This is a genomic window from Candidatus Saccharimonadales bacterium, from assembly GCA_035317825.1.
Taxonomy (GTDB): Bacteria; Patescibacteriota; Saccharimonadia; order Saccharimonadales; family Saccharimonadaceae; genus DATHGB01.
In genome coordinates this window covers 1-24,013 of sequence record DATHGB010000023.1, presented here as the reverse complement: position 1 = coordinate 24,013, position 24,013 = coordinate 1, and the positions used below count along the sequence as shown (strand labels likewise).

General features: G+C 46.2%; 26 protein-coding genes. 18 read left to right on the top strand and 8 right to left on the bottom strand.

What is annotated here, in order from left to right:
- Together VK497_04760 and VK497_04755 are read left to right on the top strand one after the other, a co-directional pair.
- Positions 1–507, top strand: a 507-nt coding sequence (locus tag VK497_04760) for a hypothetical protein (GenBank protein HMI09674.1), incomplete at its 5' end; no start/stop codon positions are given.
- Positions 508–708: 201 nt separating this feature from the next.
- Positions 709–1,260: a Fic family protein gene (locus tag VK497_04755; GenBank protein ID HMI09673.1), complete on the top strand. Its 552-nt coding sequence runs from the start codon at positions 709–711 to the stop codon at positions 1,258–1,260.
- A 77-nt stretch (positions 1,261–1,337) separates the two neighbouring features.
- Here VK497_04755 and VK497_04750 read toward each other — a convergent pair whose 3' ends face one another.
- Positions 1,338–1,463 carry a hypothetical protein gene (locus tag VK497_04750; GenBank protein ID HMI09672.1) on the bottom strand — a complete coding sequence of 42 codons (126 nt, stop codon included), beginning with the start codon at positions 1,461–1,463 and terminating at the stop codon, positions 1,338–1,340.
- Between the two features lie 273 nt (positions 1,464–1,736).
- A complete protein-coding gene (locus tag VK497_04745; GenBank protein ID HMI09671.1) occupies positions 1,737–2,537 on the bottom strand; it encodes a DUF3800 domain-containing protein in 801 nt (266 codons plus the stop codon).
- Positions 2,538–2,921: 384 nt separating this feature from the next.
- Here VK497_04745 and VK497_04740 point away from each other — a divergent pair, with 384 nt between their 5' ends.
- The 4 genes from VK497_04740 to VK497_04725 all read left to right on the top strand — a co-directional run bounded on the left by VK497_04740 (position 2,922) and on the right by VK497_04725 (position 4,727).
- Positions 2,922–3,128, top strand: a complete 207-nt coding sequence (locus VK497_04740; GenBank protein HMI09670.1) for a hypothetical protein — start codon at positions 2,922–2,924, stop codon at positions 3,126–3,128.
- A gap of 99 nt (positions 3,129–3,227) precedes the next feature.
- The gene (locus VK497_04735; GenBank protein ID HMI09669.1) at positions 3,228–3,746 is read left to right on the top strand and encodes a hypothetical protein; all 519 of its coding nucleotides are present in this window, start codon (positions 3,228–3,230) and stop codon (positions 3,744–3,746) included.
- A 48-nt stretch (positions 3,747–3,794) separates the two neighbouring features.
- The gene (locus VK497_04730; protein HMI09668.1) at positions 3,795–4,073 is read left to right on the top strand and encodes a barstar family protein; all 279 of its coding nucleotides are present in this window, start codon (positions 3,795–3,797) and stop codon (positions 4,071–4,073) included.
- An 81-nt stretch (positions 4,074–4,154) separates the two neighbouring features.
- On the top strand, positions 4,155–4,727 hold the full coding sequence (locus VK497_04725; protein ID HMI09667.1) for a YdeI/OmpD-associated family protein: 573 nt from the start codon (positions 4,155–4,157) through the stop codon (positions 4,725–4,727).
- Positions 4,728–4,862: 135 nt separating this feature from the next.
- On the opposite strand, the gene VK497_04720 is transcribed toward VK497_04725, so the two are convergent.
- Positions 4,863–5,552 (bottom strand): hypothetical protein, encoded by a 690-nt coding sequence (locus VK497_04720; protein ID HMI09666.1) that lies wholly within the window; start codon positions 5,550–5,552, stop codon positions 4,863–4,865.
- A gap of 127 nt (positions 5,553–5,679) precedes the next feature.
- Between VK497_04720 and VK497_04715 the strand changes: the two genes are divergently transcribed.
- Entirely contained in the window at positions 5,680–6,444 is a 765-nt protein-coding gene (locus tag VK497_04715) for a DUF4234 domain-containing protein (protein ID HMI09665.1), read from the top strand.
- A gap of 40 nt (positions 6,445–6,484) precedes the next feature.
- Here VK497_04715 and VK497_04710 read toward each other — a convergent pair whose 3' ends face one another.
- Complete coding sequence (locus VK497_04710) at positions 6,485–7,000, bottom strand: NUDIX hydrolase (protein ID HMI09664.1); 516 nt, start codon at positions 6,998–7,000, stop codon at positions 6,485–6,487.
- Positions 7,001–7,080: 80 nt separating this feature from the next.
- On the opposite strand from VK497_04710, the gene VK497_04705 reads away from it, so the two are divergent.
- The 3 genes from VK497_04705 (at position 7,081) to VK497_04695 (ending at position 11,608) form a co-directional block, all read left to right on the top strand.
- A complete protein-coding gene (locus VK497_04705) occupies positions 7,081–7,911 on the top strand; it encodes a hypothetical protein (GenBank protein ID HMI09663.1) in 831 nt (276 codons plus the stop codon).
- Between the two features lie 23 nt (positions 7,912–7,934).
- Positions 7,935–10,244 carry a helicase-related protein gene (locus VK497_04700; protein HMI09662.1) on the top strand — a complete coding sequence of 770 codons (2,310 nt, stop codon included), beginning with the start codon at positions 7,935–7,937 and terminating at the stop codon, positions 10,242–10,244.
- A gap of 779 nt (positions 10,245–11,023) precedes the next feature.
- A complete protein-coding gene (locus VK497_04695) occupies positions 11,024–11,608 on the top strand; it encodes a hypothetical protein (GenBank protein ID HMI09661.1) in 585 nt (194 codons plus the stop codon).
- Positions 11,609–11,618: 10 nt separating this feature from the next.
- On the opposite strand, the gene VK497_04690 is transcribed toward VK497_04695, so the two are convergent.
- Positions 11,619–12,338 carry a hypothetical protein gene (locus VK497_04690; GenBank protein ID HMI09660.1) on the bottom strand — a complete coding sequence of 240 codons (720 nt, stop codon included), beginning with the start codon at positions 12,336–12,338 and terminating at the stop codon, positions 11,619–11,621.
- A 69-nt stretch (positions 12,339–12,407) separates the two neighbouring features.
- Positions 12,408–14,711: a hypothetical protein gene (locus tag VK497_04685; protein ID HMI09659.1), complete on the bottom strand. Its 2,304-nt coding sequence runs from the start codon at positions 14,709–14,711 to the stop codon at positions 12,408–12,410.
- A gap of 268 nt (positions 14,712–14,979) precedes the next feature.
- On the opposite strand from VK497_04685, the gene VK497_04680 reads away from it, so the two are divergent.
- The 7 genes from VK497_04680 to VK497_04650 are packed head-to-tail and all read left to right on the top strand — an operon-like array spanning position 14,980 to position 21,307.
- The gene (locus VK497_04680) at positions 14,980–15,822 is read left to right on the top strand and encodes a hypothetical protein (protein HMI09658.1); all 843 of its coding nucleotides are present in this window, start codon (positions 14,980–14,982) and stop codon (positions 15,820–15,822) included.
- 21 nt (positions 15,823–15,843) lie between these two features.
- Complete coding sequence (locus tag VK497_04675) at positions 15,844–16,596, top strand: hypothetical protein (GenBank protein HMI09657.1); 753 nt, start codon at positions 15,844–15,846, stop codon at positions 16,594–16,596.
- Positions 16,593–17,111 (top strand): hypothetical protein, encoded by a 519-nt coding sequence (locus tag VK497_04670; GenBank protein ID HMI09656.1) that lies wholly within the window; start codon positions 16,593–16,595, stop codon positions 17,109–17,111. Before VK497_04675 ends, VK497_04670 begins: the two co-directional genes overlap by 4 nt.
- Complete coding sequence (locus VK497_04665; GenBank protein ID HMI09655.1) at positions 17,098–18,696, top strand: hypothetical protein; 1,599 nt, start codon at positions 17,098–17,100, stop codon at positions 18,694–18,696. The genes VK497_04670 and VK497_04665 overlap by 14 nt, the downstream gene beginning before the upstream one ends.
- Positions 18,697–19,563: a F0F1 ATP synthase subunit gamma gene (locus tag VK497_04660; protein ID HMI09654.1), complete on the top strand. Its 867-nt coding sequence runs from the start codon at positions 18,697–18,699 to the stop codon at positions 19,561–19,563.
- Positions 19,563–20,996: a F0F1 ATP synthase subunit beta gene (locus VK497_04655; protein HMI09653.1), complete on the top strand. Its 1,434-nt coding sequence runs from the start codon at positions 19,563–19,565 to the stop codon at positions 20,994–20,996. Before VK497_04660 ends, VK497_04655 begins: the two co-directional genes overlap by 1 nt.
- Positions 20,996–21,307, top strand: a complete 312-nt coding sequence (locus VK497_04650; GenBank protein HMI09652.1) for a hypothetical protein — start codon at positions 20,996–20,998, stop codon at positions 21,305–21,307. The genes VK497_04655 and VK497_04650 overlap by 1 nt, the downstream gene beginning before the upstream one ends.
- On the opposite strand, the gene VK497_04645 is transcribed toward VK497_04650, so the two are convergent.
- On the bottom strand, positions 21,304–22,329 hold the full coding sequence (locus VK497_04645; protein HMI09651.1) for a hypothetical protein: 1,026 nt from the start codon (positions 22,327–22,329) through the stop codon (positions 21,304–21,306). The genes VK497_04650 and VK497_04645 overlap by 4 nt on opposite strands.
- A 121-nt stretch (positions 22,330–22,450) precedes the next feature.
- On the opposite strand from VK497_04645, the gene VK497_04640 reads away from it, so the two are divergent.
- The gene (locus tag VK497_04640; GenBank protein HMI09650.1) at positions 22,451–23,191 is read left to right on the top strand and encodes a hypothetical protein; all 741 of its coding nucleotides are present in this window, start codon (positions 22,451–22,453) and stop codon (positions 23,189–23,191) included.
- Here the strand turns inward: VK497_04640 and VK497_04635 are convergent.
- Positions 23,188–23,778: a hypothetical protein gene (locus VK497_04635; GenBank protein HMI09649.1), complete on the bottom strand. Its 591-nt coding sequence runs from the start codon at positions 23,776–23,778 to the stop codon at positions 23,188–23,190. The two genes, VK497_04640 and VK497_04635, sit on opposite strands and share 4 nt — an antisense overlap.
- Positions 23,779–24,013 lie beyond the last annotated feature (235 nt).

The window sequence follows — 24,013 nt, the reverse complement described above, 5'->3', positions numbered from 1 at the left end:
GGCATCGGTAAAACGACGGCCGAACTGAAGAACGTCGCAACCTTTACCGACTCCGTAATTATCGGACCAATGACGCCCTGGGACTTTGTAGGTAACCCTAATGATGACACCGCTAATGACGATATTTGGAGTATTGACCCTTTCATAAATCAGGGCTATCCGTACCTAGCCGACCAGTACCCTGCAGCACCAACTACAACCATAACGAACTCTGCCGCTAGTTTGACGACAAATAGTGGTACTGGTGGTGCTACTAAGGCCAGCCTACGCAGAGATGTAGCGCAAGCGTCAACATCAACGACGTCACAGGACATGACGACCAGCGATGACACTGCAGAGTATGATAATCCGAATTCCGTAGTGCAAACTGATAATTCCAACGATGACATCAAAAAATCTGATACTACTAGCACTCACTTTATACCTTGGGCAATTGGTGGGTTCTCGTTACTGATTCTGGTCCTCATTGGCTATGTAGTGTATCGACGGTTGCGAACAGCTGCTTAAATTCCTCGAGCCAAGTGTTTGTAGGTTGATGAAGTTGCTCAACAACTTCTTTCTTATATAGGCCAAGTTCAACTCACGAGTGGTTATCTATGCCGAGCCAGACTTAGCGGTGACAAACCCTGATCGGTTTCTGGATCGACTACTCAATTTAACAGGGGTTAATCCTAAAAAAAATCTGTCTTTTTATGCTATAATATAGATATGCAAAACATTGACGAGTTAAGCAAAAAACGAGCCAGAGAGCTCTTTGGTAGCCAAGATTTGTCATCTTTTGAGGTTGGCACAATAAAGGGTTTACAACAAATTCACGAGTATCTTTTTGGTGGTCTATACGACTTTGCTGGAAAAATCCGCAAACTAAATATCAGTAAAGATGGATTTCGTTTTGCGAACCCATTGTATTTGGAAGATGCTTTGCGGAGTATAGAAAGAATGCCAGAAATAACCTTTGAAGAAATTATTGAAAAATATGCAGAAATGAATATCGCCCATCCGTTTATGGAGGGCAATGGTCGAAGCACGCGAATTTGGCTAGACTTGATTTTAAAAAAGCAATTGGGCAAGTGCATCGATTGGGCAACTATAAACAAAAACGATTACTTAGAAGCTATAATACGCAGTCACGTTAAGGCTACGGAGCTACGTGAATTACTGCGTACGGCATTAACTGATAAAGTAGATGATCGTGAAGTATTCATGAAAGGCATAGAACAATCGTATTATTACGAAGAGCCAGACAACTATAAGGGTTAGCGATGAGTGCGTTTGTTTGTAATGTCATTAACCCTAAAACCAAGCAAACTCTAGTTTTATAGCGGTTATAACTTCCTCTATTTTATAACTTCGGCAGCTTCAAATGACAGCGCCTGAATGGCGTTGGCGGTATCTGAGGCTATGCTTACGGGAGTGTTTTCAATCGCACACAGAAGGCTGCCATTCTGTACTAGCTCAACCATTCTTTCCACCTCAGGACTCATGTAGCGATCATCGCCAAGCGCTGAGATATGCTGTCGCGGCCGTCATGAAGTCGCTTTGTTCCGTCGCCTAGTCGCAAGCCAAGTGTTTGTAGGTTGATGAAGTACGAAAAAGGACACATTTCTTGAGTGCGAGCCAGTCAAGGTTTAACAAATTAACAACTAAAATAGGCTTGACATATTATACAATATCTAGTAGTATAACAAGTATGCAAAAGTGCGAGAGACCCTGTGGCTCAAGCACTTTTTTGCTATTTAAGTGACTATTTCGAAAGATCTAATTTTATCAAAATAAATCTTCTTTGCCGCACTAATAGAGGGCGGTGTTTTTATTAGTTTATTTTCTAGTATCTTTACTATTTCACTTTCGTAGCTTCCAGGCGTAAAAGTTCTCTTTCCGGTATCTTTTAGTACCTTACATTTTGCAGCGTAAGAGAGAATATCAGAAATCTGAGTTTCGATATCATGACTAAGTTTAGTTACGAAATTTATTGATGTCAATAATGACTGAACATCCCTAAAGCTGTAATCCGTGTCGGAGCGAGAGAAGTTTGGTGAAATTAAGTAGTTAAAGGTCTCAAGGTAAATTCGGTCTTTGAAACCTTTAGATATTTCAAATATCATTTTTCCGTTACTTGGAGAATTCGCCTTCACTTTAGCTAAAAATGACTCCATAACGCTTCGGGCCGTATATTCAACAATCTTCTTTTCATTCCAACCTTTTACACTTATGGCCTGTTTATCTACAACACATACCGTAAGGCCAACCTTCAATTGATTCATGAACATTAGCAAATCTTTTTGAAAGTTGGCCTTCGAAGTAGGGTTACCGGAGAAAATCATAAAAGCGTTTGAGTCATTAGCCATATCCGCTGAATGCAGCACTACATTAGTGTGGCCCCAGTACTTGAATTTAATTTGATCAGCATGAATCTTAATTTCATCTTGGTATGTATCATCAATAATGCAACCCATAAGAATGTAGTAGGGCTGAAGAGCTATGTTGCTTGGGTGTGATGTTCCAAGTTCGTCGACAAATAATTTATATTTTTTCACGAAGATCTCCTTCCACAGAGTAGCTGATGCATATCTCCCTTATGCATACCTATGTCTATAAGCACTAGCTCAAATTATACACTATGCAACACAATAAACATAATCGAAAACAACTACTATAACATGTATTTTTTTATGAACTAACATGTATTGGCAGTAAGGAGTTGGATGCTTATTGAAATTATCTTTAAGTAGTATATTGCTATAATTTAGGTTGGTTAAGCACGAGAAAGAAATTGTTGATATAGTTGATCGATAACTTCTTTTTTGGGGAGACAAAGTCCAGTTTCGCGACGTTATAATAGGATTAGTTCGAATCCAGTTGGGAAGCCCAGTATAAGCACTTTGTGCAAGCAGAGTGTTTTTGTTTGGTATACTAAAGGTATGCAAAAAATAGCTACAAGAGTATTTACGTATGCGTCGATTGCCTTTGGTGTTCTAGGGATTTTAGTCGTTCTGACAGGCTCAGGTCCGGATAAGCAAGACTCCGCTCTTAGCGAAGTGCTTATAAGACTTTTATTCGCAACTGTTTTTATCATACTGCCTTCATTCGCCTTAAGTGTTGCTAGTAAGTATTTAAACGACAAATAATCTTAGTTCAAAGTTGCTAACTAAGTACATCCACTAGGGGAAACCATGAAAAGGCCTTAGACTGAGGCTTTTTTCTTTGCGGTAAGGTATAGTGAATTTATGAGTGATAAAGATCCGATAACAGATGGTAGTTTCAATATCAGTTTGTCTGAAGCCGAGATTTCACAGACCATACCTAAACTATTGCGTCATGCTATGAAATATCTTAAAGCGGAAATAGGTGAGTCGAAAGTTTATATACCCCAACTGTACCTTGATCGACCATATACAAGTAGTGATAGCCCCAGTCTACATGTAGAATACTGGGCCATTAGCGACGAGCAACAAGAATTACATGACGGTGCTATAGAGCAACGAAAAAAGTTGAGAATCGCGATGCCTACAGAAGAAGTCGCATACATGCCCTCAAAAGAAAGAGAAGCCGAACTACGAATGATTGAATACAGACTTTCACAAGATGACAATCAAGCAGACTCTATTTTGCTTATTGAAAAATTGGCAGATTTTCTGGAAGAGGCTAAGATTAAAAATATCCTAGAGCTTATTTACCATGATTTTCTTGATGAGGACGCGTTAAACCATCCATTCGTATCTGTTTATTACATTAATAGAACATAAGTTTGTAGTTGATATACATCTACTAGCGGGATCTGATATACTCCCTCAATGACGACCATAGAAATAGATGGTAATAGCTTCCAAGATATTAATGGGTTTTATGACGAGATCCATAAAAAGCTTTGTCCTGATCTGGAAGGTTTTGGACGTAACCTGGATGCTCTTAATGATGTGCTTCGCGGTGGATTCGGTGTTCATGAATATGGAAAGCCTTTGGAATTGATTTGGAAGAATTCACAAAAGAGTAAGACGGAACTCGGCGATACCTATAGCGTGATTATGGATATCATTCGAAGCCATGATCACATTTCACTTTCACTTGAGTAACAGAGACTTTTGACCTCTCTTATTTATTCTGAGCAGGGAGAATAAAATAGATGACACAATAGTCTTTGCTATAGTAAATATATGAAAGCAAAGAGCCGTCGCACTGAAATCCCAACAATTAGTTTTGAAACCACGTTGTACACGATCGGCGAGTGGACTATTTTGCATTTGCCCGATAGCGCGAGCATAAAACTGCCGTCGCGTGGGCAGGTGATGGTAAGAGGAACAATCAATGGCCATGACTTGCAAAAAGTATTAGAGCCGGACGGAAAATGGGGTCATTGGTTCAAGGTTGATGAAAAGCTGCAGAAAGATATTGGTGTGAGTGCGGGCGATTCCGTAGCGCTCGAAATTACGCCGAGTAAAGACTGGCCGGAGCCAGATATACCGGATGACTTTTCAAAGGCTTTGGCTGTCGCCCCACCTAGCGTTCAAGATTTATGGACTAAAATCACACCAATGGCGCGCTGGGAATGGGTACGATGGGTTAACGCAACCAGTATTACGGAGACTCGTGCACGGCGGGTCGAAGTGTCCATCTCGAAACTAAAATCAGGCAAGCGGCGACCCTGCTGCTTTAACCTCGCTGCGTGCACTGCTCCGGAGCTGACAAAAAACGGTAGGCTTATCGAGCCAACGAAGGCCACGGTGTAAAAATGGGCACTAATTGGTAAAATCTTAAAGCTTGTAGTCGCGAAGTAAATTCACTAACGGGAGCGACGAAAAAAGCTGAAAATCCATTTAGGTCTTCAGCTTTTTTCTATGTTTTGTCGTCATGTAGCAATTAGTCTAAGTACCGAAACACCCGGGACCAGGTGTTGGTGCGTACCACTGCGTTACCATATCGTTAGGGCTGGTAACGTGAAGCCTCAAGGCAGTATCTGGATTCTGTGGCCGAATGTTATATAGGCCGCCTGGCGCTGAGAGTTCTTGCATAGTCTGATTCATCGGAACGGCAATCGAACCTGACGCTCCGACGATCACAGCTCCATTGGCTCGTTCTTCTACTTGCCAATTTAGAGTTCCGCTACCCCTACCTGTAAGTTGGATATATGCTCCAGGAAATGTGAATACGCTACCTGTTGAATTGTCGCAGTATGAAAAAGGCGGGCTAAATATTTTAATAGCTTGCACTCCAAATTGAGGTAGAGCTGATGATTGGGGCACTGCTGGAGTCTTTGGCTGTGTCTTCGGTTGTGCCGGCTGAGGAGTTGCAGCCTGAGGTGCTGTACTTTGCTGCGGAGATTGGGCAACGGGAGTTTCAGGCTTGGCTTTATCCTCTTGCGGTTGTTTTTTATCCTCTTTTTTGACTGCCAGTTTATTCTGTTGCGCATCTGTCGGCTTAAGTAAAGTTTGAGCCAGCACCATGCCACTGGTCGCAACTACAAGCAACATAGCAATTACTATGACCATAACCGGTTTTCTTCTAAACAATTTCTTCCTGAGCAGACTAAGGTTAAACTCTTTTTTCATAGACATTATTTAAGCATATATTAAGGAATTATGCGAATTGAAATAGCCACCTACTAACCGTGTGTTAAAAACACTTTAAAATACCTGAGAAATATCGTATGATTGCATGAATACGTAACTCTAAGGAATCAATATGAAAAAAATAGCCCTGTGGAAAGTAATACTTCTTTCAGTCGTAACATTTGGTATCTATACTATCGTGTGGTTTGCGCGTCGTCGCAATGAATTGGTGGAAACGTATAAGCAACACATTCCACACTGGTTATGGATTGTCCTTCCTCCTATTGTCGCTGTTGTTATTATGATTCCTACGGTATTGGCATTGTCGCTTTTCATTCCTGACAAAGCGTTTGCTTACATAGTGAGTATGATTTGCGTGGCTATACTTAGTATTATCCCGTTCAGTATCAGTATTTGGTGGATGAGCCGTTATAGCGCTGCGGCTTCCAGGGTTATTGAGGGGCGTGTGCCAACTGTGTGGGGAGTGCTGGTCTATCTTTTTTGGGGACCATGCCTTGCGTATGTGCACCAGTATTATTTCAACCGTTATGCTTCCGGCAAAGTTACCCCAAAAGAGAATTGGGCTGGTCCAAGTCACAAATTTATCATCTTAGCGGTAATATCATTCATCGTATCCGTCGGCCTATCAACGCTTTCACTGTCTACATATCCAGCTGAATATGAAAAAATGCAACAAGATATAAAAAATACCTCCGATACGGTCAACGAAGCGAATGAACTTCGTACGCAATATTTTGCATGTGCTAATAAACTCGAAGCGGATTTCCCAGGCGAATTAACCCTAGAGGATGAAGATGCCTACAACGCGGCATTTGATGCTTGCGAAGATATCAGAGTTCGGCAAAACGAAGCGGCAAACAGAGTTTCTCAGCCATAACCTGATAGTGACACGCAAAAAACCTCTTGGTATCCTGTGTCTACTTCTGAGCCGTAGATTGAATAGGGAGGAAGTTGTCGTTTAGTATTTCGTATACGACAGATCCTAGGAGAGGCGTTAGAGGATAGAAGACGAGCTGTTGCGGGTCAATCAATATGCCCCTGCCCTCATGGATCGTTAGCTCGTCCATATCTAGCGGGGTAGAGAGAAGAAAATAATGAACATTCATCGTGTTTCTGCCCTTTATTTTTTTTGAAAAGGCGTAATGTAGCTCAGATTCGCGAACATCAACGCCGATCTCCTCTTTTAACTCTCGAATTGCCCCAGTAATATAATCCTCGCCTGCTTCAACCCCGCCTCCGAATAACGATATTTTGCCGGGTTCTTGGATAGTAGGATTAACGTCGCGATCCTGTAAAATTAGCTTACCCTGGATATTAAATATAATGACCTTAGAAACGTCTCTTGGGCGGTGCAATAAAGAAAAAATAGTTTTGTATGGATCTGACATATCTTCGGGTAGGTGTTTATATAACTTTAGCACAAGAACTATCATGGCCGCACGACTTCTCATATTTTTTTGGTGCAATTGAAAGACTGCCCTACAATAATGATGAAAGAGTCTATGGAGAATTTATGATTAGAGATACGAAAAAGACAGAACTCCGTTTTGAGACGGATGTTTTTTCAAAAGGAAAAAATCCTCCAAAAAACGAGGACCGTGTTGGATATGACGCTACAACGATTGTGCTAAGTGACGGTGCTACCGATAAAACAGGCATACGGTACGAAGAAAATAAACTGACAGGTGAATTCAAAACAGGTGGCGAGATAGTATCGAAACTTATTGTTGATGTCGTACTGGCAAGCGAGCGCAGTGGCCAAGAGTTGGTTGACGAACTGACAAATGCCGTCAGTAGCTACTATGAAAAATATAATCCAAAGGCCATGACGGATTCAGCTTTTAAATTTGCAGCGACAATGATCACCGCTAGGATAGTCGGGACAGAGCTAGTCGTTACCCAGGTTGGTGATTCATCCTTTCGATTAAATGAGCGTGATGCATACAGCAATGATAAGGTGATTGATGCCGAAATGGCCGCGATGAGGGCCGAGTACATACATAGGACTGGTGATATTGAGGGCGGCCGTGCAGTTATCATGCCCTATCTTAAAGAGCAGCACCGGCTTCAAAATAATGACCAAGATCCACAAGGATATGGTGTTATAAATGGGCAGGCCGTACCTTCTCGGTTTGTTCAGACGTTTCGTTTTCCCCTTGAAGATGTAATGACTATCGAGCTTGTGAGTGATGGGTATTTCGGTGTCTTTCCATCCAAAGCGAATATTGACGAGTACGAAAAACTCCATCAACACATCGAGGAAGTTGATCCGTATAAAATAAAGGATTATCCATCAACGAAAGTTAGCGATGATCGGACAGTGCTCATTGCTCACTTACGATGAATCATAGAGTACAATAATAGGTAATGAGTGCGGCCCCAACTGGTTTTACCAATCAATTACCTGTCTTTGATTTCTATGATGAAATTACGACGGCAGTCGACCAAAATCAGGTTACGGTTATTACAGCCGAGACTGGAGCGGGCAAAAGTACGCAGGTGCCTCAGTATTTGGTTGAGCATGGGTATAGTAAAGTAATCGTCACCCAGCCCCGAATCTTGGCTGCCCGTAATTTATCCCATCGTGTTCGCGAAGAATGGGCAATCCGAACAGGTAAAGATAGCGATGAAATTATTGGGTATCGTACGGCACATGAACGTGATGACAGCCCTGATACGCAAATCCTTTATTGTACGGACGGTTTGCAACTGGTCCGGGAAATTACCGGTATTGGTGTTTCCGAGAAGCAAGTACTAGTGCTTGATGAAGTTCACGAATGGAACGAGAATATGGAAGTCCTTGTCGCCTGGGCGAAAAAGCGCTGCCAAGAAGAGCCGCGTTTTAAAGTCGTCATTATGAGCGCTACGATCGAAACGGATAGTTTGGCCGATTACTATGGGAAAGCCGCGATTGTTGATGTACCGGGTCGTAGTTTTGAGGTTAAAAAGCGTCGGGGAACTGACGTCATTAGTGAAATTATCAATCAGCTGACGACAACGAAAAGCAATATGCTTGTCTTTTTGCCGGGTAAGTCAGAAATTCAGAATGTTATGGACGCTATTCAGAAAAAGGCTGACGAAGCGGGCGTGCCAATTATTCCATTACATAGCCAGCTAGAAGCAACCGCTCAACAACAGGCATTTGCCAGCTACCCGAATGGCAAAGTCATTTTATCAACAAACATTGCCCAGACAAGCGTGACAATTGACGATGTAGACGTCGTGATTGATAGCGGACTAGAGCGTCGTAGCGAGGTCCGAAATGGTGTTGAAGGCTTGTTTATCGCTCAAATTTCTCAGGCAGATTGTCTGCAACGAGCCGGCCGTGCTGGCCGAACCAAGGCCGGCGAATATATTTTAGCGCCCTATGATACGATGCCTTGCCTGGAATTTAATGATCGCCCGCCATATGCTACGCCCGAGATTTTGCGTAAACACATAGATCGCCTCACGCTGCGGCTTGCAAATATCGGTATCGATATTGAACAGCTCGATTTTTATCACGACCCTAGTAAAAAGGCTATCGTCCGGGCAAAGCGTACGTTGATTGCGCTTGGCGCGCTCACAAAATCAAACGACGTGACAAAGATAGGCCGGCAAATGGAACAGTTCCCGGTTGAATCTAGTTATGGCAGAATGCTGGTAGAGGCCGGAAAGTACTCGAAAGAAGTTCAGACCAAGCTGGCCGCTATTATCGGCATTCAAGAAATCGGGGGCATCGTAAAAGGTGGTCCGCGCTACACCGGCTGGCGTAAATATACCAAGCAGACAAAATCTGATCTGCTGGCTCAGTACGATGTCTATCTGGCGCTACCGCAGATTATTCCCGACGATTACGAAGACATCGGTATTATTGGCAAGAATGTTAATAAGGCAAAAGAAGTCATGGAGCGTTTGGATTATGATCTTGGGCTTGATCCGGAACTGCTAACACCGATTACGAACGATGAACAAGAACAACTGCTGCAATGTATCATTGCCGGTCAGATTGATCAGTTATGGGCCACCGGCGAAGATGGTGATGCGGTTCATGTAATGACTAATACTCACCGTGAAGTATCAAGTAGCACCGTCGTACGAAATCCAAAACTTGTAGCTGGCACGCCGTTTGACCTACAAGTACCAACCCGGAGTGGCGGGTTAGAGACATTGCATCTTGTCCAGGGGCTAACCGCGGTAAATACCGATTGGCTACTCGAGCTTGCGCCGCATATGTTCGAATCACGTCGCAGTAAAACCTATTACGATTCGCGTACGGGTAGTCTGGCGACGCGGCAACTGGTACGTTTTGGCGGCCAAGTACTTGAAGGCAGTAGTACGCCAATCACGGAAAACACGCCTCAGAATCGCCGGCTATTCTACGACGCATTTGCCGATTGGGTATACGGACTACTAGAGCGTGAACGGCGTCAGCTCGGTACGCATCACAAAAAACGTATTCCGGCTATTCCGCTTAGGACATTGCAACAGCAAGTTAAGGCAATCGCTGGCGGCGCTATTTCGCTTGATGAGCTTAGTTCTAGACAACGCCTGGATCTTACTAATTTAGCAAAACTCCATACGCATCTAGGAACTGATTTTATGAACAGTTTAAGCAGGTCATACCAAGAACAGCGCCAAGAAAAACGTCATCATGGTTGGCAACCGCGACATAAACGCAAATCTGATAGGTTTTAATCACGTATAGGTTTACCTCGTTGACACCTAGCATTTTGGATTGTATACTCTAGATTGACTTTTGTGAGCTTAGACTCCAGGGTCATTTTTTTGTGACAAGCTAGAAACTCTACCATACCTCCAACTCCTAAAGGGGAAACGATAGTGGCAAAGAATAAGCCCAACAAGAATTCCAAAACTAACAAGCTGCCACCGCCACCAGCCCACATATGCACCGTCATGCCCGGGGCTGCTGTTCGGAATAATGGGGAGGTGCAGTTTTGCAGTGAATGTCACGCTCAGTATACTTTTTATAAGTATGACCGTAACGAACCGGGACCGGGCTCTGGTCAATGGCAGCAAACGCATAACGGCAATCTATAACTTGTTTGCAGTACAGGGCATTGACCTGCCCTGTACTGCTTGGGATGGGGGATTTCTAGCTTGTCCATTTTTCAACTGGATAATGACCATAAATTTCATCACGCGCTTCACTATATGATGCCGGAGTTCGTATGCATACTAAAAAGTTCCTAATAAAAGCTGGCGAATCAAAACAAAACAAAACCCTAGCACGCTAATCGATGCAGTGGCTTACTGTAGTTACAAACTATGCGCGATGTGTCTAGCTGCGCTATTGTATGCAAGAGTGAAGCGGATTGTTTTTTATGAAACGATGGCCGAAGTGCTTCCGGATGATCCCCAACACATAGATTAAGGCTCATTGATTAACCCATACCCCTTATGGTATGATAGTGCCAACGAGAGTAATTAATAACGGGTAATTGGAGAAGACATACATGGATGGGGGACCCTTTCGTGCGCAACAACCGGCAGACAGAAGAGTCATAAGCAGACCCGAGCGTCGTCAGCCAGAAGAGCCACAGCCAGTAAAAGTTGAGCCAACGACCGTGAATAGAGCAGCTCCACCGCACCAGGCTAAAAAAGAAAAGAAATCGTTGAAACGATTCATGTTGCCTATTGTTGCGATTATTATCGCTATTCTTGGCGTTGTAGGTTGGTTCGCATGGTCGAACATGCAGAATAATACTGGCGCGGCAATCGACGGTAGCAAATACCAGGCAGTTTTCTTCCCTAACGGTCAGATCTATTTCGGTAAACTCAAACAAGTTAATAACGAGTACATGCAACTGACCGACATCTATTACCTGCAAGCACCAGCAAGCGCAGAAACCGATGATTCTAAAAACCCTCAGAAAACATCAACCGATCAGAACAATGTTCAGCTCATCAAGCTCGGTGACGAAATTCATGGTCCAGAAGACAAGATGGTCATTTCGAAAGACCAGGTGCTATTTTATGAGAACCTCAAACCCGACAGCAAAGTCGCGCAGTCGATTGAAAAGTACAAAAGTTCTCATTAGTACCTAGGTACTAATTAAGTGATTCGGTGTATTTTGCCCAATCAGCATCATCGATTTTTTCCTGGGACTTGATCAGGATCAGTAGGCTATTTTTCGTGAATATTGCAGATTGCGGCCCCTTGGCCGACGTGCCTACGTAGACTTTGATGTCGCCAGCGTCGATTTTGGCCGTAGCATTGAATTTTTTAGCGAGTTCGGCGACCTGATTGTCGACGTCACCTATGAATGATTTAGGTAACGGCTGCTCACTGACATTGATAGAGGTGTCACCGATTTTGTCGACATAGGCAAATACTGGGTCGTTTTTGGACGGACTGACACGTTTCCAGCCACCAAGTTCACTGATTGATTTGCCATCCGGTAAGATTGTTTGGTACTCAAGATCCTCAACGGCTTCATTCGGTTTGTGGGTGCTGGAATTTTTGGCTATGTCGCGCTGGTGGACCAACAACCCCGTAGCCAAAGAACCGGCAACCGCCACGATGACGAGACTGACGATGATGGCTTTTTTAGTAAATAGGAATTGGCGAGCATATGATATGACCGCCGTTTTTGTGGTGACATATAAAGGCTGAGGAGGCGTACCTATATGAGCGTCATCAACTCCGCTATCGGCTAGCGTAGCCTGTTGGACCGGATGGGGGGAGTCGATAGGTCTAGAATCACCAGGCTGTGGTGCATTACGCTGTGGCCGTCCTCTGTCGTATCTGTTTGGTTTTATAAATTCCATATTCCTAAACACCCAGCGCTTAACTACTGTGGTCATTTTAGCATAACAGGGATGACGCACCAATAGAGGCTAATTGTTGCTGAACGTGAAGCCAAGGTTGGCAATGTAGGCGTTCGCGTTATTTGATGCCGTGAGATTGATTTTAAAGACAATGCTGTCGCCCGCTGCAAAGCTGCAAGCTGATGGGTCGGCACTACCGCCGCTGGTTGCTGTCTGCCACGTGGATTGAGAACCAGTTGATACCGATACGGCCGAACCACAGGCTGTCAGACCCGTACTTCTATTGCGGTAGGTCTGGTAGGTGACAGTGGAATTTGTGCTGTCAGTGCGGCCCATTAGCGATGTTGATCCGGCGGTAAAGTTCTTGAAGTTAGATGGTAGCTTGTAGGTGACATAAATGCTCTTGGTCTGAGCTGATCCTTGCGAAGACATCCAATTGTAGAAGTTGTATGTTTCGTTGGTGCCACAAATCGTTGGTTGTGCTGAACTGCCGTCGTTGATATTAAGCGTATCGGAGCAAAGGTCTGTGGTCATGGTGCCGAGACCGCTACCATTAGTGACTGTGTTGGAATACTCCGGGGTGAGAGTTACGAAAGTGTCAGGGCTAGAGCCGCACGAACCCCATCCACTCGCTTCGTAGCACTGTACTTTGCCAAGCGTGGTGTCGTAGTACATGCTGCCAAGCATCGCCTCTTCGTTTACGATGGTTGGTGCTGAGCCAGCTTGGTCGAGGGTAAGCAGGGTTGGCGTACCATCACCGGATCCGCTACCAATTTGTACGTTCGGAGCGCCGTTGGCATCATCGCTATTGACCGACAGAAGGTCATTGCCAGCCGAGTTCTGTACCTGGAAGGCAGTATTACTATTCGTCGAAGTCTTAAAGGTTGCATCACCTGTGGGACCTAGATCAAAGACAGCAGCATCTCCACCGAATGAGTCGACGACACCGCTGCTCGTATCGATGGTTGCATACAGCGACACCAGGCCGCTACCGGTCGCACTAGCGCTAAACGTGCTAGGAAGTGACGAGGCGTCATCCATATGCGCACGCGTACCCGTGCTAGGGGTGTACTTCAGCGTGTCATCACAAGCGGTAAATACACCAAGCCAGTAAGTGGTGCCACTTGCGACGCTGGCAGAGGATGTTAACTGTAGAGTATTCCAGCCAGTCGTTGCAGCAGTCGCCGCCGAGCTACCGAGGAGTGCACCCGGTGCCGTGCCACTTCCGTTGTCTGCATAGATGCCGAGCTGAATATTTGGACAGAAGGAATCAAAGTCATTCACGTATACCGACATATTCATAACAGGCCCGGTCTGTGTGGCGGTGTATTTATTTGCCTGGACGTGTCTATAGTTACCGCCACTGTTGCTCGAACCGATGCTATTAGTACCTAGTTTGCTGGTCGCACCAGCTGCGACCGAACTAGCGATTTTGAAAGAGCCATCGGTTGCGTCGATGCCTAAAGAGTATTTACTTGAACCAGTTGCCGCCAGTTCGATACCGACGTCACCCGTTCCTTGCTGGGCAATACGAACAGGTAGGCTGTTAACCGATGAATTGCTGACTGTGACATCTAAGGGACTGGCAAAGTGAGCGGCACCAGCCTGGTTAAGCGAGCCGTTCGCACCGATATTGAAGAGGCTGGTTCCGCTGCTTCCCTGAATATCGAGGGCTTTGCCGGTTTGGGCCGACCCTTGCTTGACGAGGAAGTTGGTTGCAGTCTGGTTGGTGCGGCCCTGGATGTAGGCAGTGATATCCGCGTCGCCCGCCGATTGAAGGGCAATGTTGGTGTTTGATTGCAAGGTGGCGGTGTTCTGGATAAGCTGATCAACTGTTTTGCCGCCAACAGCGCCGGCGTTGATGGCGTATGGCGTAGCGGTTACGCGCTTCATTGGGAGCATCTCATCATCAGCAGCACAAGGGGCAGTGTCAAATGCCGTACATGCCGTAGCGCTTCCTGCAACGTTCATCGATAGGAACAATGTGTCCTGATCCCAATCAACGCTTGTTCCGAACTGATTAACTGAGCCGAGATTGACTGAAAAGAAGCCGTTTTTTACCTCGACACCGCTATCGCCGCCGTTGTTGATGTATGTCTCCGTCCATTTCAAAGAGCCACCAGGATTGCCCGCTGCCGTGCCTGCGCCACCCTGGTAGATCTTGAACTGGATATTATAATGGCCGTCAGCAACCACGGCCCCTGCCGAAGTCTGCAGACGCCCTTGAAAGCTAATCGTTTTGGTAGTGTTCTGTGCCGCGTGAGAAGTACTAGCTAATAATAGCGTTGTACTTAACGCAACAAACAGCAAACCTAGCGCTACAAATCGTAGCGAACGAAGGAGGCCAATACCGGTGGAAAGGTGGCACCACATTTTATATGTTTATATATATTTCTATTTCACATCTGTTAGATGAGAACAATATGTTTATTTCACTTAGATGTGTGGTGCCATCAAAAAGCTTGGTATTATTGTAGCATTAGCATTTACCCGTGACAACATTTTTATACTGTGACGGACACTGTTTTGCTACGACTATGGCATGTGCCGTCACAGCACCTTGGTAAACTATCTAGAACACATCAAGGTTATGGTATAATGAGCTCAAATATATGACAGGCGCTTGGAGCATAAACAAACTGTGAAAATATCACGAATTATTCTTAGCTTGGCGGTTATCGTAGTAGCGGCTACAGCCGCTTTTGTGCCTGTGTCGGCAGAAAGTTACGGGGGTGGAAGCGCGCAAGGCTATGCTGCCGACACGCCGCTTGATACTGGCGCGATCGTGCAGCTAACTGGCAAGGATTCGAATCGTGTCAAAATCGCAACCCAGTCTGATTTGCAGAATATGTTCGGCGTGATAGTTGATCGCAACCAGTTGCCGCTCGCAGTCACGAATGAAGGACTCCAAAATGAAACGTTCGTAGCGGTAGCGGGCACGTATAACGTGCTGGTAAGCACGCAGGGTGGTCCAATTGCATCTGGCGACTATGTGACGCTTTCATCGGTCAACGGTGTTGCTATGAAGGCAGGTACTGAAGAAAAGACAGTGTTTGGGCGGGCTGGCGCATCATTTGATGGTAAGAGCGTCACCCTTGGCACTACGGCACTCAAAGATACGGCGGGTAAAGAGAATAAGACGGTAACACTTGGCCAGATTCCGGTCACTATCGACATCAGGAGTAATCCGAACCAAAAGAGTACCAAAGTCAAGGTACCACCATTCCTTGAACGGGTTGGGCTGGCCATCGCTGAAAAACAAGTGAGTCCGATCCGTATTTATCTGAGCATTGCCATTACGGTCGTGAGTGTTATCGCGGCAATTGTAATCGTGTATTCTGGCGTGCGGAACGGGGTTGTTTCAATCGGTCGTAATCCAATGTCGAAAAAATCAATCTTCAGAGCGCTTTTCGGGATTATATTGACTAGTATATTGATTTTAATTGTCGGCTTATTTGCGGTATATTTACTACTGAGGCTATGATGCACGAAGGGGGTGGTTAACATGGGATTATTTCACAAACAAAAATCACAAAATGGATTGTCTGACGAAGAAGCAGCCGAGCTTGAAGGGCACTTTCTTGACGAAAACTTCCGCGAGGAATTGCGTAACCATGGCCGTTTGTATTTCGAAAAGGTCATTAACGAAAACGCGAGACTCTTCAAAGAAGATCTCGATGCCACTATTGTCCAAGTTAATACGGAGCTCAAAGATCATGTAGTCGGCCGGCTTGATGCAAGTATCGTTCGAATTAATGACGAGCTTAAAGAGCATATAACCAAACAGCTTGACGACCAGTTTAGCCAATATGGCAAGGTGCTCAAAGACGCGCAGGATACAGCCCTACAATCGCTCAGCAGTAGTGCGCAAGCCGTGCAGGAACAGCACCAACAGTTAAGTGCGACACTGCAAAAAAGTATCGCCAATCAAAATGTCATGGCGACGAGTCTGTTTGAAAAAAATATGGCTGGAATGACAGCCACAAAAGAAGCTCAGGACGCAGCTCTCCAGACGCTAAACGGCAGCGTGCAGGCTGTGCAAGAACAATCGCAAAAGCTTATTACGACATTGCAAGAAAATATTGCCAAGCAAGAGGAAGCACTAATGCGTGCGTTTGAAGGAAATATGGCTCGGGTTATCGAACACTATTTGCTAGGTGCTTTAGGCGACCAATATGACCTAAAGGCGCAACTACCATCAATCATTCAGCAGATGGAGGATAACAAGCAGGCCATCTTGGACGATATGAAATTATGAACGAATCCCAAATAAAAACACATGCCGATTTTGTGTTGTCGCCAAATGTGGTGAGCAAAAGTGATATCTCGCGTTTGGTAAGTGAATTTGAGCGAGTTGATAACGATCTCACTACGGCGTCTGTCCGTTCTAAAGTAGGAACGAACGAACCTACTCAGCTGGCGTTGTCTCCCCAGCTTACTGATTTTTTGAATCAAAACGCGCTTAAACCTGGCAATGCTAAAGAGCGCGGCGAAATTATTAAGCAGCTACGTCTTTTAAAAGAAAATGTACCCGTTATTCATATGACATTTGCTGTCACGGCTGACGGCGAAAGTTTAGGGCAACTCGTACAGTGGTTGCGTACGTCGGTACATCCGCAGTCGGTTATTTCAGTAGGTATACAGCCAGCCTTAGTTGCAGGGGTGTATTTACGAACACCTAACCATGTACATGATTTCAGTTTGCGCACGGTGCTAAAAAGTCAGCACGAGGTGCTCGTAAAAGAACTGGAGATACTTCGTGGAAGCAGGTAAGATATTTGAAAAGTTGGTGAGCAGCGGCAACCCGGTTGGCGAGATTATTGGTATCGATTCGTTCATGGTCAAAGCCAATGGTCTGCACCCGACGAACGTCCATGCCGTCGTACGTTTTGACGATGACACACGCGGTTACGTGCATGAGATATTCGAAGACCACGTGGTGGTAATGAAACTCGATTCGTCACCGCTCCGTGTAGGCGCAGTGTGCGTTATCGAGTCACGTGACATTATGACGCCGGTAGGAAAGAACTTTATCGGCCGTGTCGTTAACGTATTCGGTGAGCCGCTTGATGGTAAGGGCGTGATTCAGGCGGATCAGGAGTGGGACGTGTTTCACTCTGCGCCGATGCTCTATGAGCGCGAGTTGCTCGATAAGCCAGTCGAGACAGGCGTGACAATTCTTGATCTCGAGTATTCCCTGGCGCGTGGACAGCGTATGGCGATGCTTGGGGATAGCAAGGTGGGCAAGACAGCGCTGGCTGCCCAGGTAGCAATTAACCAGAAAAACACCGATATCACTGTGATTTACGTGCTGATCGCCAAACGTCAGCACGACGTGGCGGAGCTAGTAAATAATCTGGAAAAAAACGACGCTCTCAAAAAAGCTATCGTGGTAGTATCTAACTCGTTTGAGTCGTTAATCCTTACCTATCTAGTGCCGTATGTTGGTGCGGCGCACGGTGAGTACTTTTGGCACAAGCTCAACATGGACACGCTGGTGATTTATGATGACCTGACAGCGCACGCCCAAGCGTACCGCGAAATCTCACTGATCGCAGGCGTTTCGCCGGGTCGCGACTCGTACCCGGGTGATATGTTCTATACGCACTCTAGCCTGCTCGAGCGTGGCGGCAAGACGGAATCAAATCACGCGAGTCAAACCCTTATCCCAATTATCTACGCGCCAGGTGGTGACATTACTGCCTACTTGCCAACTAACGTCATGTCGATAACGGACGGCCAATGGATTTTGGACGAGAAAATTTTCAAGGATACTATGCGTCCAGCAGTCAGCACGGCCCTCTCGGTGACACGTGTCGGTGGTGTTGGTCAGAACAAACGGCAAAAAGGGTTCGCCGACAAGCTCAACCTGACATTAGCTGGCTACCGAACGGCCGAGGAGTACGCTCACTTCGGTACCGAGCTCAGTGCTGACTCACAGGCTAATTACGATAAGGGTAAAGTCTTGTTTAAGCTAATGAACCAGGCAATCGGTGAAATTTATAGTTTTGCCGCCCAGCAGTTCCTGATGAGTATCGTGCTCGGAAGCAGGCCCGAGGAGATTATCAATGTTAAATTACTGAAGGAAAAAGTTCACGAGTACGCGGCAAAACTTCAAGAAGACAAAGACATGGTTGGCAACTTCGATGAACTCGAAGCGGCGCTCAAGGCCGAGGTGACGACGATCGACGAAGTGAAGAAAGTAGCAATCGAGAAGGCTGCGAAGATCGAGCTAGAGAAGACGCGTCAGACCGAAGAGGCAGAACATGCAGCAGCTGAAGCTAATGCTCCTACTCCTGCAGAACCAGCAAAAGCCGACGACAAACAGCCCGAGACCTCTAAAGAGGAGAAAAAGTAGATGCGTCGCCCACTTGAAATTAAGGGAGAGGAAGCTTCGGTCCGTTCTGTAGTTAGCTTGACATCGGCGCTCGAAACCCTGAGTAGCATGCAGATTGCCAAGACGAAAAATAAGGTACTGATCAGTAATCAATTTTTTGATGAAGTCTGGAATATTTACAAGCAGATCCGTGTCGACGTATTCTTTAACTTTGGACGTACGATAGACGAAACGCCGATTAACAAAGAACTATTGATCCTCATCACCGCCAAGGGCGGCCTGAGCGGCGATATCGACAATCGTCTCATCCGCAAGGTTGTCGAACGCTATGACGAGACGAAAAACGATGTGCTAGTCGTTGGCCACCATGGTGCGCTTAAACTTAAGCAAGCGCACATCGATCATACGTATTATTTCGATCTGCCCGAGCATGATTATATCAATGTCGACCCGCTGATGGCCATCATTAGGAAATACGCCAAAAGCCGAATTTTTTATCAAAATTACATCTCGCTTTCCCAGCAAGAAATCAAAGACGTCGATCTCAGCGATGTTGTTTCGAGCAAGGGTCGCGTGGCTGACCTGTCCATCCTAGGTGATGATATGGTGACTGAAAAAACATATATTTTCGAGCCGAGCTCTTACGCTGTGGCAGCATATTTAGAGAATTCGATTTTGCGCCTAACGATTTCGCAATTTATTTATGATAGTCGTCTGGCCCAGGTTGCAAGCCGGTTCAAGGCTATGTCTGCCGCCAAAGAACGCTCGATCGACAATGCTAGTGAGCTCCATACCGAATATAACCGTGCCAAACGTAGCCAAGTCGACACCAGGTTGAAAGAATCTATGGCCGGTCTCAAAAAATTACGTGCCGGAGGAGCAGAATAATGAGCGAACAAACAGTGTATAAAAAGGGCGTCGTCCGTACCCTCAAGGGCCTGGTTATTAAGGTCCGGTTCGATGAAGGTATGCCAGATCTCAATGAAATGCTTTACGTTGACAACGAGAAAAAGTCGCCGCTTCTCGTCAGTAGTCTGACGAACAGTGATATGGCAGTGTGTCTGAACATCGGTGGTGATTACAGTATCCAAAAGGGTGAGTCGGTGACGCGCAGCGGGCGCAGCCTCGAGATTCCCGTAGGTGAAGAAATGATTGGCCGCGTGTGGGATGCTATGGGGCGTCCGATCGACGGCAAGCCGCAGCTGGATCAAGCGGTACTAGACAAAATGATTAAGCGCCCGATTTTCTCGCCAGCCTTCCGGGAGACAAGCCTTGTAAATCGCTCCGACGAAGTGCTTGAAACAGGCCTGAAGGTCCTCGATTTCTTTACCCCGTTCGTCAAAGGCCGTAAAATTGGTATTGTCGGTGGTGCCGGTGTGGGCAAGACGGTACTGACGATGGAAATTATCAACAACGTTGCCGAAGGTTCGGGCGCGATTAGTATGTTCGCCGGTATTGGTGAGCGTATTCGTGAGGGGCATGAGCTCTACAAGACCCTTGCTGATAACGGTCTTTTAAAAACAACCGCTATGTTCTTTGGTCAGATGAACGAAAATCCGGTCCAGCGTAGTTTGATCGGTCTTTCCGCTATCACACTTGCCGAATATTTCCGTGACGATCAAAAAAAGGACGTGCTGCTGTTTGCTGACAATATGTACCGCTACATCCAGGCTAGAAACGAGGTCTCGACGATTATCGACCAAACACCGGCTGAGGGTGGCTACCAGCCAACGGTCTTCTCCGACATCAAGACGTTCCAGGACCGCTTGTCGACTAATGCAAACGGCTCAATTACCGCGCTGCAAACAATCTACGTGCCGGCCGACGATCTTTCCGACCCGGCGGTGCAGATGATCCAGCATGAGCTCGACTCGACCATCGTACTTTCACGTGCGGTGGCGGCACAGGGTATCCGACCGGCAGTCGATATCTTGGCATCAAAATCGAGCCTGCTAACACCAGAAGTGGTTGGCGAGCGGCATTACGACCTTGCCACCCGGGCAACGGCAATTTTGCAAAAGTACGAGTCGCTCAAAGGAATCATCGCTATTATTGGTGAGTCTGAACTTTCAAGCGAAGACCGCGAGGATTACAACAGAGCAAAACAGCTCATCGAATTCTTCAAACAACGGTTTAACGTCATGGAAAAGGTGACCGGCGTAGCAGGTGAGCATATGACGCGCGAAAAAACACTCGATGGTGTTGAAGAGATTATCGGCAAGATGGAGACAAAGGATACCAAATTAGGTGAATACGCTGACAAGAGTCCGGTTGCGGCAGCTGTTGCCGATTCAGTCGAGTCTGCCCAAGAGGAAAAATAATGGCAGAAGAAGCAACACAGCCAGAGCCGAGCCAGGTCGAACAGCCCGCTCAGACGCCCACAAGCAAGCCAACTATGGCGGTCAAAGTTTATGCTCCGTTTAAGATCTATTTCGAAGGCGAAGCGTACAGTGTGAGCGCCGTCAACGACGTTGGTCCGTTCGATATTCTACCGCGGCATCATAACTTTTTATGTATGCTTGTTCCTTGTACGCTTAGTCTAGGGACGCCACAAGGACTGAAAACGGTCAAAATATCACGGGCGCTCATGCACGTGAAAGCCAACCGCGTTGTCGTGTTTGTTGACGTCTAGTTTGTCACAAAGTAGTCGAACGCAAAGACCTGGTTAGCAGGGGCAGGAACAGCAGTACAGATACTAAAGCCGTTATTGCTACGGTCTACGTAATACTGGGTTTGTCCGGCTGCTACGCCCACCGGACTGACAATTACATGCGGTTGGTTGGTGAATGCTTGTTGGAAATTAATGCGCGCGAAACAACCGGCAGTGGTGTTGCTGCCCGTGTTGATGTTTATTGTTCCCGCAGTGTCCGATCCGTTAATTGATGCCGAACCGCCGCTACCAACGACGCCGCCATTAATGGTACGGCTTGGTGATGGACCGGTAAAGCTGATGTGGTTCGGAACCTGCAGTACGGCATTGCCGCTCAGAATAAGCCGAGTAACGGTAATTTGCGAAGCGGTCATAGCGCCGCCGAATGACGACGTACCAGAAACATTCAAGTCTCGTAGCGTTGTGCTACCTTGCACAGCGGTATTGGTCGCAACTTGCAGGCTGTTAATTTGGGCCTCTCCAAGGTTCGAAGCGCCCGAAATGGTGAGGCTTGGGCCTTGGATGCTGCCGCCAGTCTGAAAATTACCCGCGACGTTCAGGGTGCCACGCATGAGCGTTTGCCCCGCAATAATGGCGTTACCTTGAATGGTGAGCGTTTGTGATGTGCTGCCAACCGTTGCATCGGTGTTAGCGAGTTGTTTGAGGGCTTCTTCGGTAAGTCCTTGGGCTTCAATGCCCGCTTCGGACGGGGGCTTTTGGCTGTTTAGGTAATTAACAGCCGTTATGACACCGGCAACCACAATCAGCAACACGAAAATCAAAAGGTATATGTTCACCTTGCGAAAGAAACGCTTAATAGGTGAAAGTTTTTTATCGGTCGGCTGTTCTGAGGAAGCGTTTGGGTCGGCATCTGCAGCCGCTTGGTCGGTCTTTTCTTTTTCAAGATCATCAGGAGTACGGCTGAGCGCATCAGCTGGAGCTTGCGGCTCTTCCGCAGGATGCTGGTTTTCGGTGTCCGGGGGTGTGTTTTTGTCAGGCTCCATGGTCTTGTATTTTTTTACGCGTATGATTTACGTTTATACTTATGCATAGCTTACTATACTTATCAGCTTGACGCTAGTTGTATTTTTACTGGCCGTAGGTGATAATATATACATAAAGCTTATGCGAAAAAAGGGACTGTGGCAATACTCAAAACTTATGCTGTTAACAGCGCTTATTGTTAGTGGTAGCGCAGGTACGGCATTTGCGGAAACATCAACCTCGGACAGCTATCAGATAACCGAAACGCAGTTTGGTGTTGGATCAACGTCGCAAAGCTGCTCAAGCCAGTATTGCGCCAAGACATCGATCGGCGATATGACATCCGGCGACAGCAAGAGTAGCGGTGGTTCGGCAAAGTTTGGTTCCGTAACCGACTCCGAACCGCTTCTTGAAGTGATTATTGACCCAGGCGTGTCAAACCTTGGCGTGCTAACCACCGAAAGCACGGCAACTAAAACTATGACCGTGCGTATCCGTAACTATTTGAGCGGCGGCTATACGCTACAGATTATGGGTGATCCACCGAAATACGGTGGCCACACGCTTCACACGCCAACCACGCCAACTGCGTCCAGTCCGGGGACGGAGCAGTTTGCGATTAATGCGAGCGCTAATACGACCCCGAACGTGGGTGCTGGTCCAGTCCAGGTGCCATCTGACCAGATGAGCTTTGGTGTTGTCAACGATGATTACAAATTACCCAATCTGTTTAAGTATGTGAGCGGGAGCGTAGTGGCGCATAGTCCAACCGAATCTGGGCGCACCGACTACACGATTAGTATGATCGTGAATATTTCAAATTCGACACCAGCCGGTCATTTCGCTGGTGATTTTTCGGCCGTAGTTATACCAGTTTATTAAAACTTGTTTGTCAAAAACGCAGGTAGGACTTTACGAGCTAGTTCAATTGCTTTATCTACAGTGTTAGCTTCGGGTGCTGATCCGACACCATAGCTCAAAATAATCCATTCACGGCCGTCGAGGATGTTGAGCTGGCCAAGTTTCTGGTTAAAGTAAGCACTATCGCCCAAATTCTTTACGGTCTCAATATTTTTGCTTGGTTTGCCAGCCTCAAAGTCAGTTTTGTTTTGCTGTACGCCCTTATCATTGACGCCTGAGCGGACAATAATCGCCGCGACGATCATATTGTTTGTGTCGGGATTGCCGTCAGTGTAGCCGCATCTGCTAGCTGCAGTATTACCTGAAACAACGGGGTTATTTGCATTGCTATTAAGTGTATTATTGCCGAGCAATTCTTTCGCTTCGGTAAGGGTAATCAGACCGCAAGCGTTAGCTGGCTGATAAACAATTTTAGGTGTACTATTGCGTACAAATAGTACGATAGCGGTTATTAAAACGATGATGCCAAGGATAACTGCTGCCCCGATGGCAAGTTTTTTTCTGTGAGTTGTGATGTAAGTTTTCGTGGCTTGGATGTAGTGATTCATAATTTGCTCGTAGTATAGCAGAAGGGGAGTTAGAGGTGAATGCTCCCTAAAACTTATAAAATGATGAAATGTTGTGGATAAGTCATTGCATTACCCATGGTGGTTATGGTATTATTCGCCATGAACCCCTTATTTAGGGACAAATATAAAAACAAAAAGGAGATATACAAACATGTATGCACTTAAATCAATCGTTCGGCGTGGGAAACCGCTTGCTGCTGTGTTTGCCATAGTG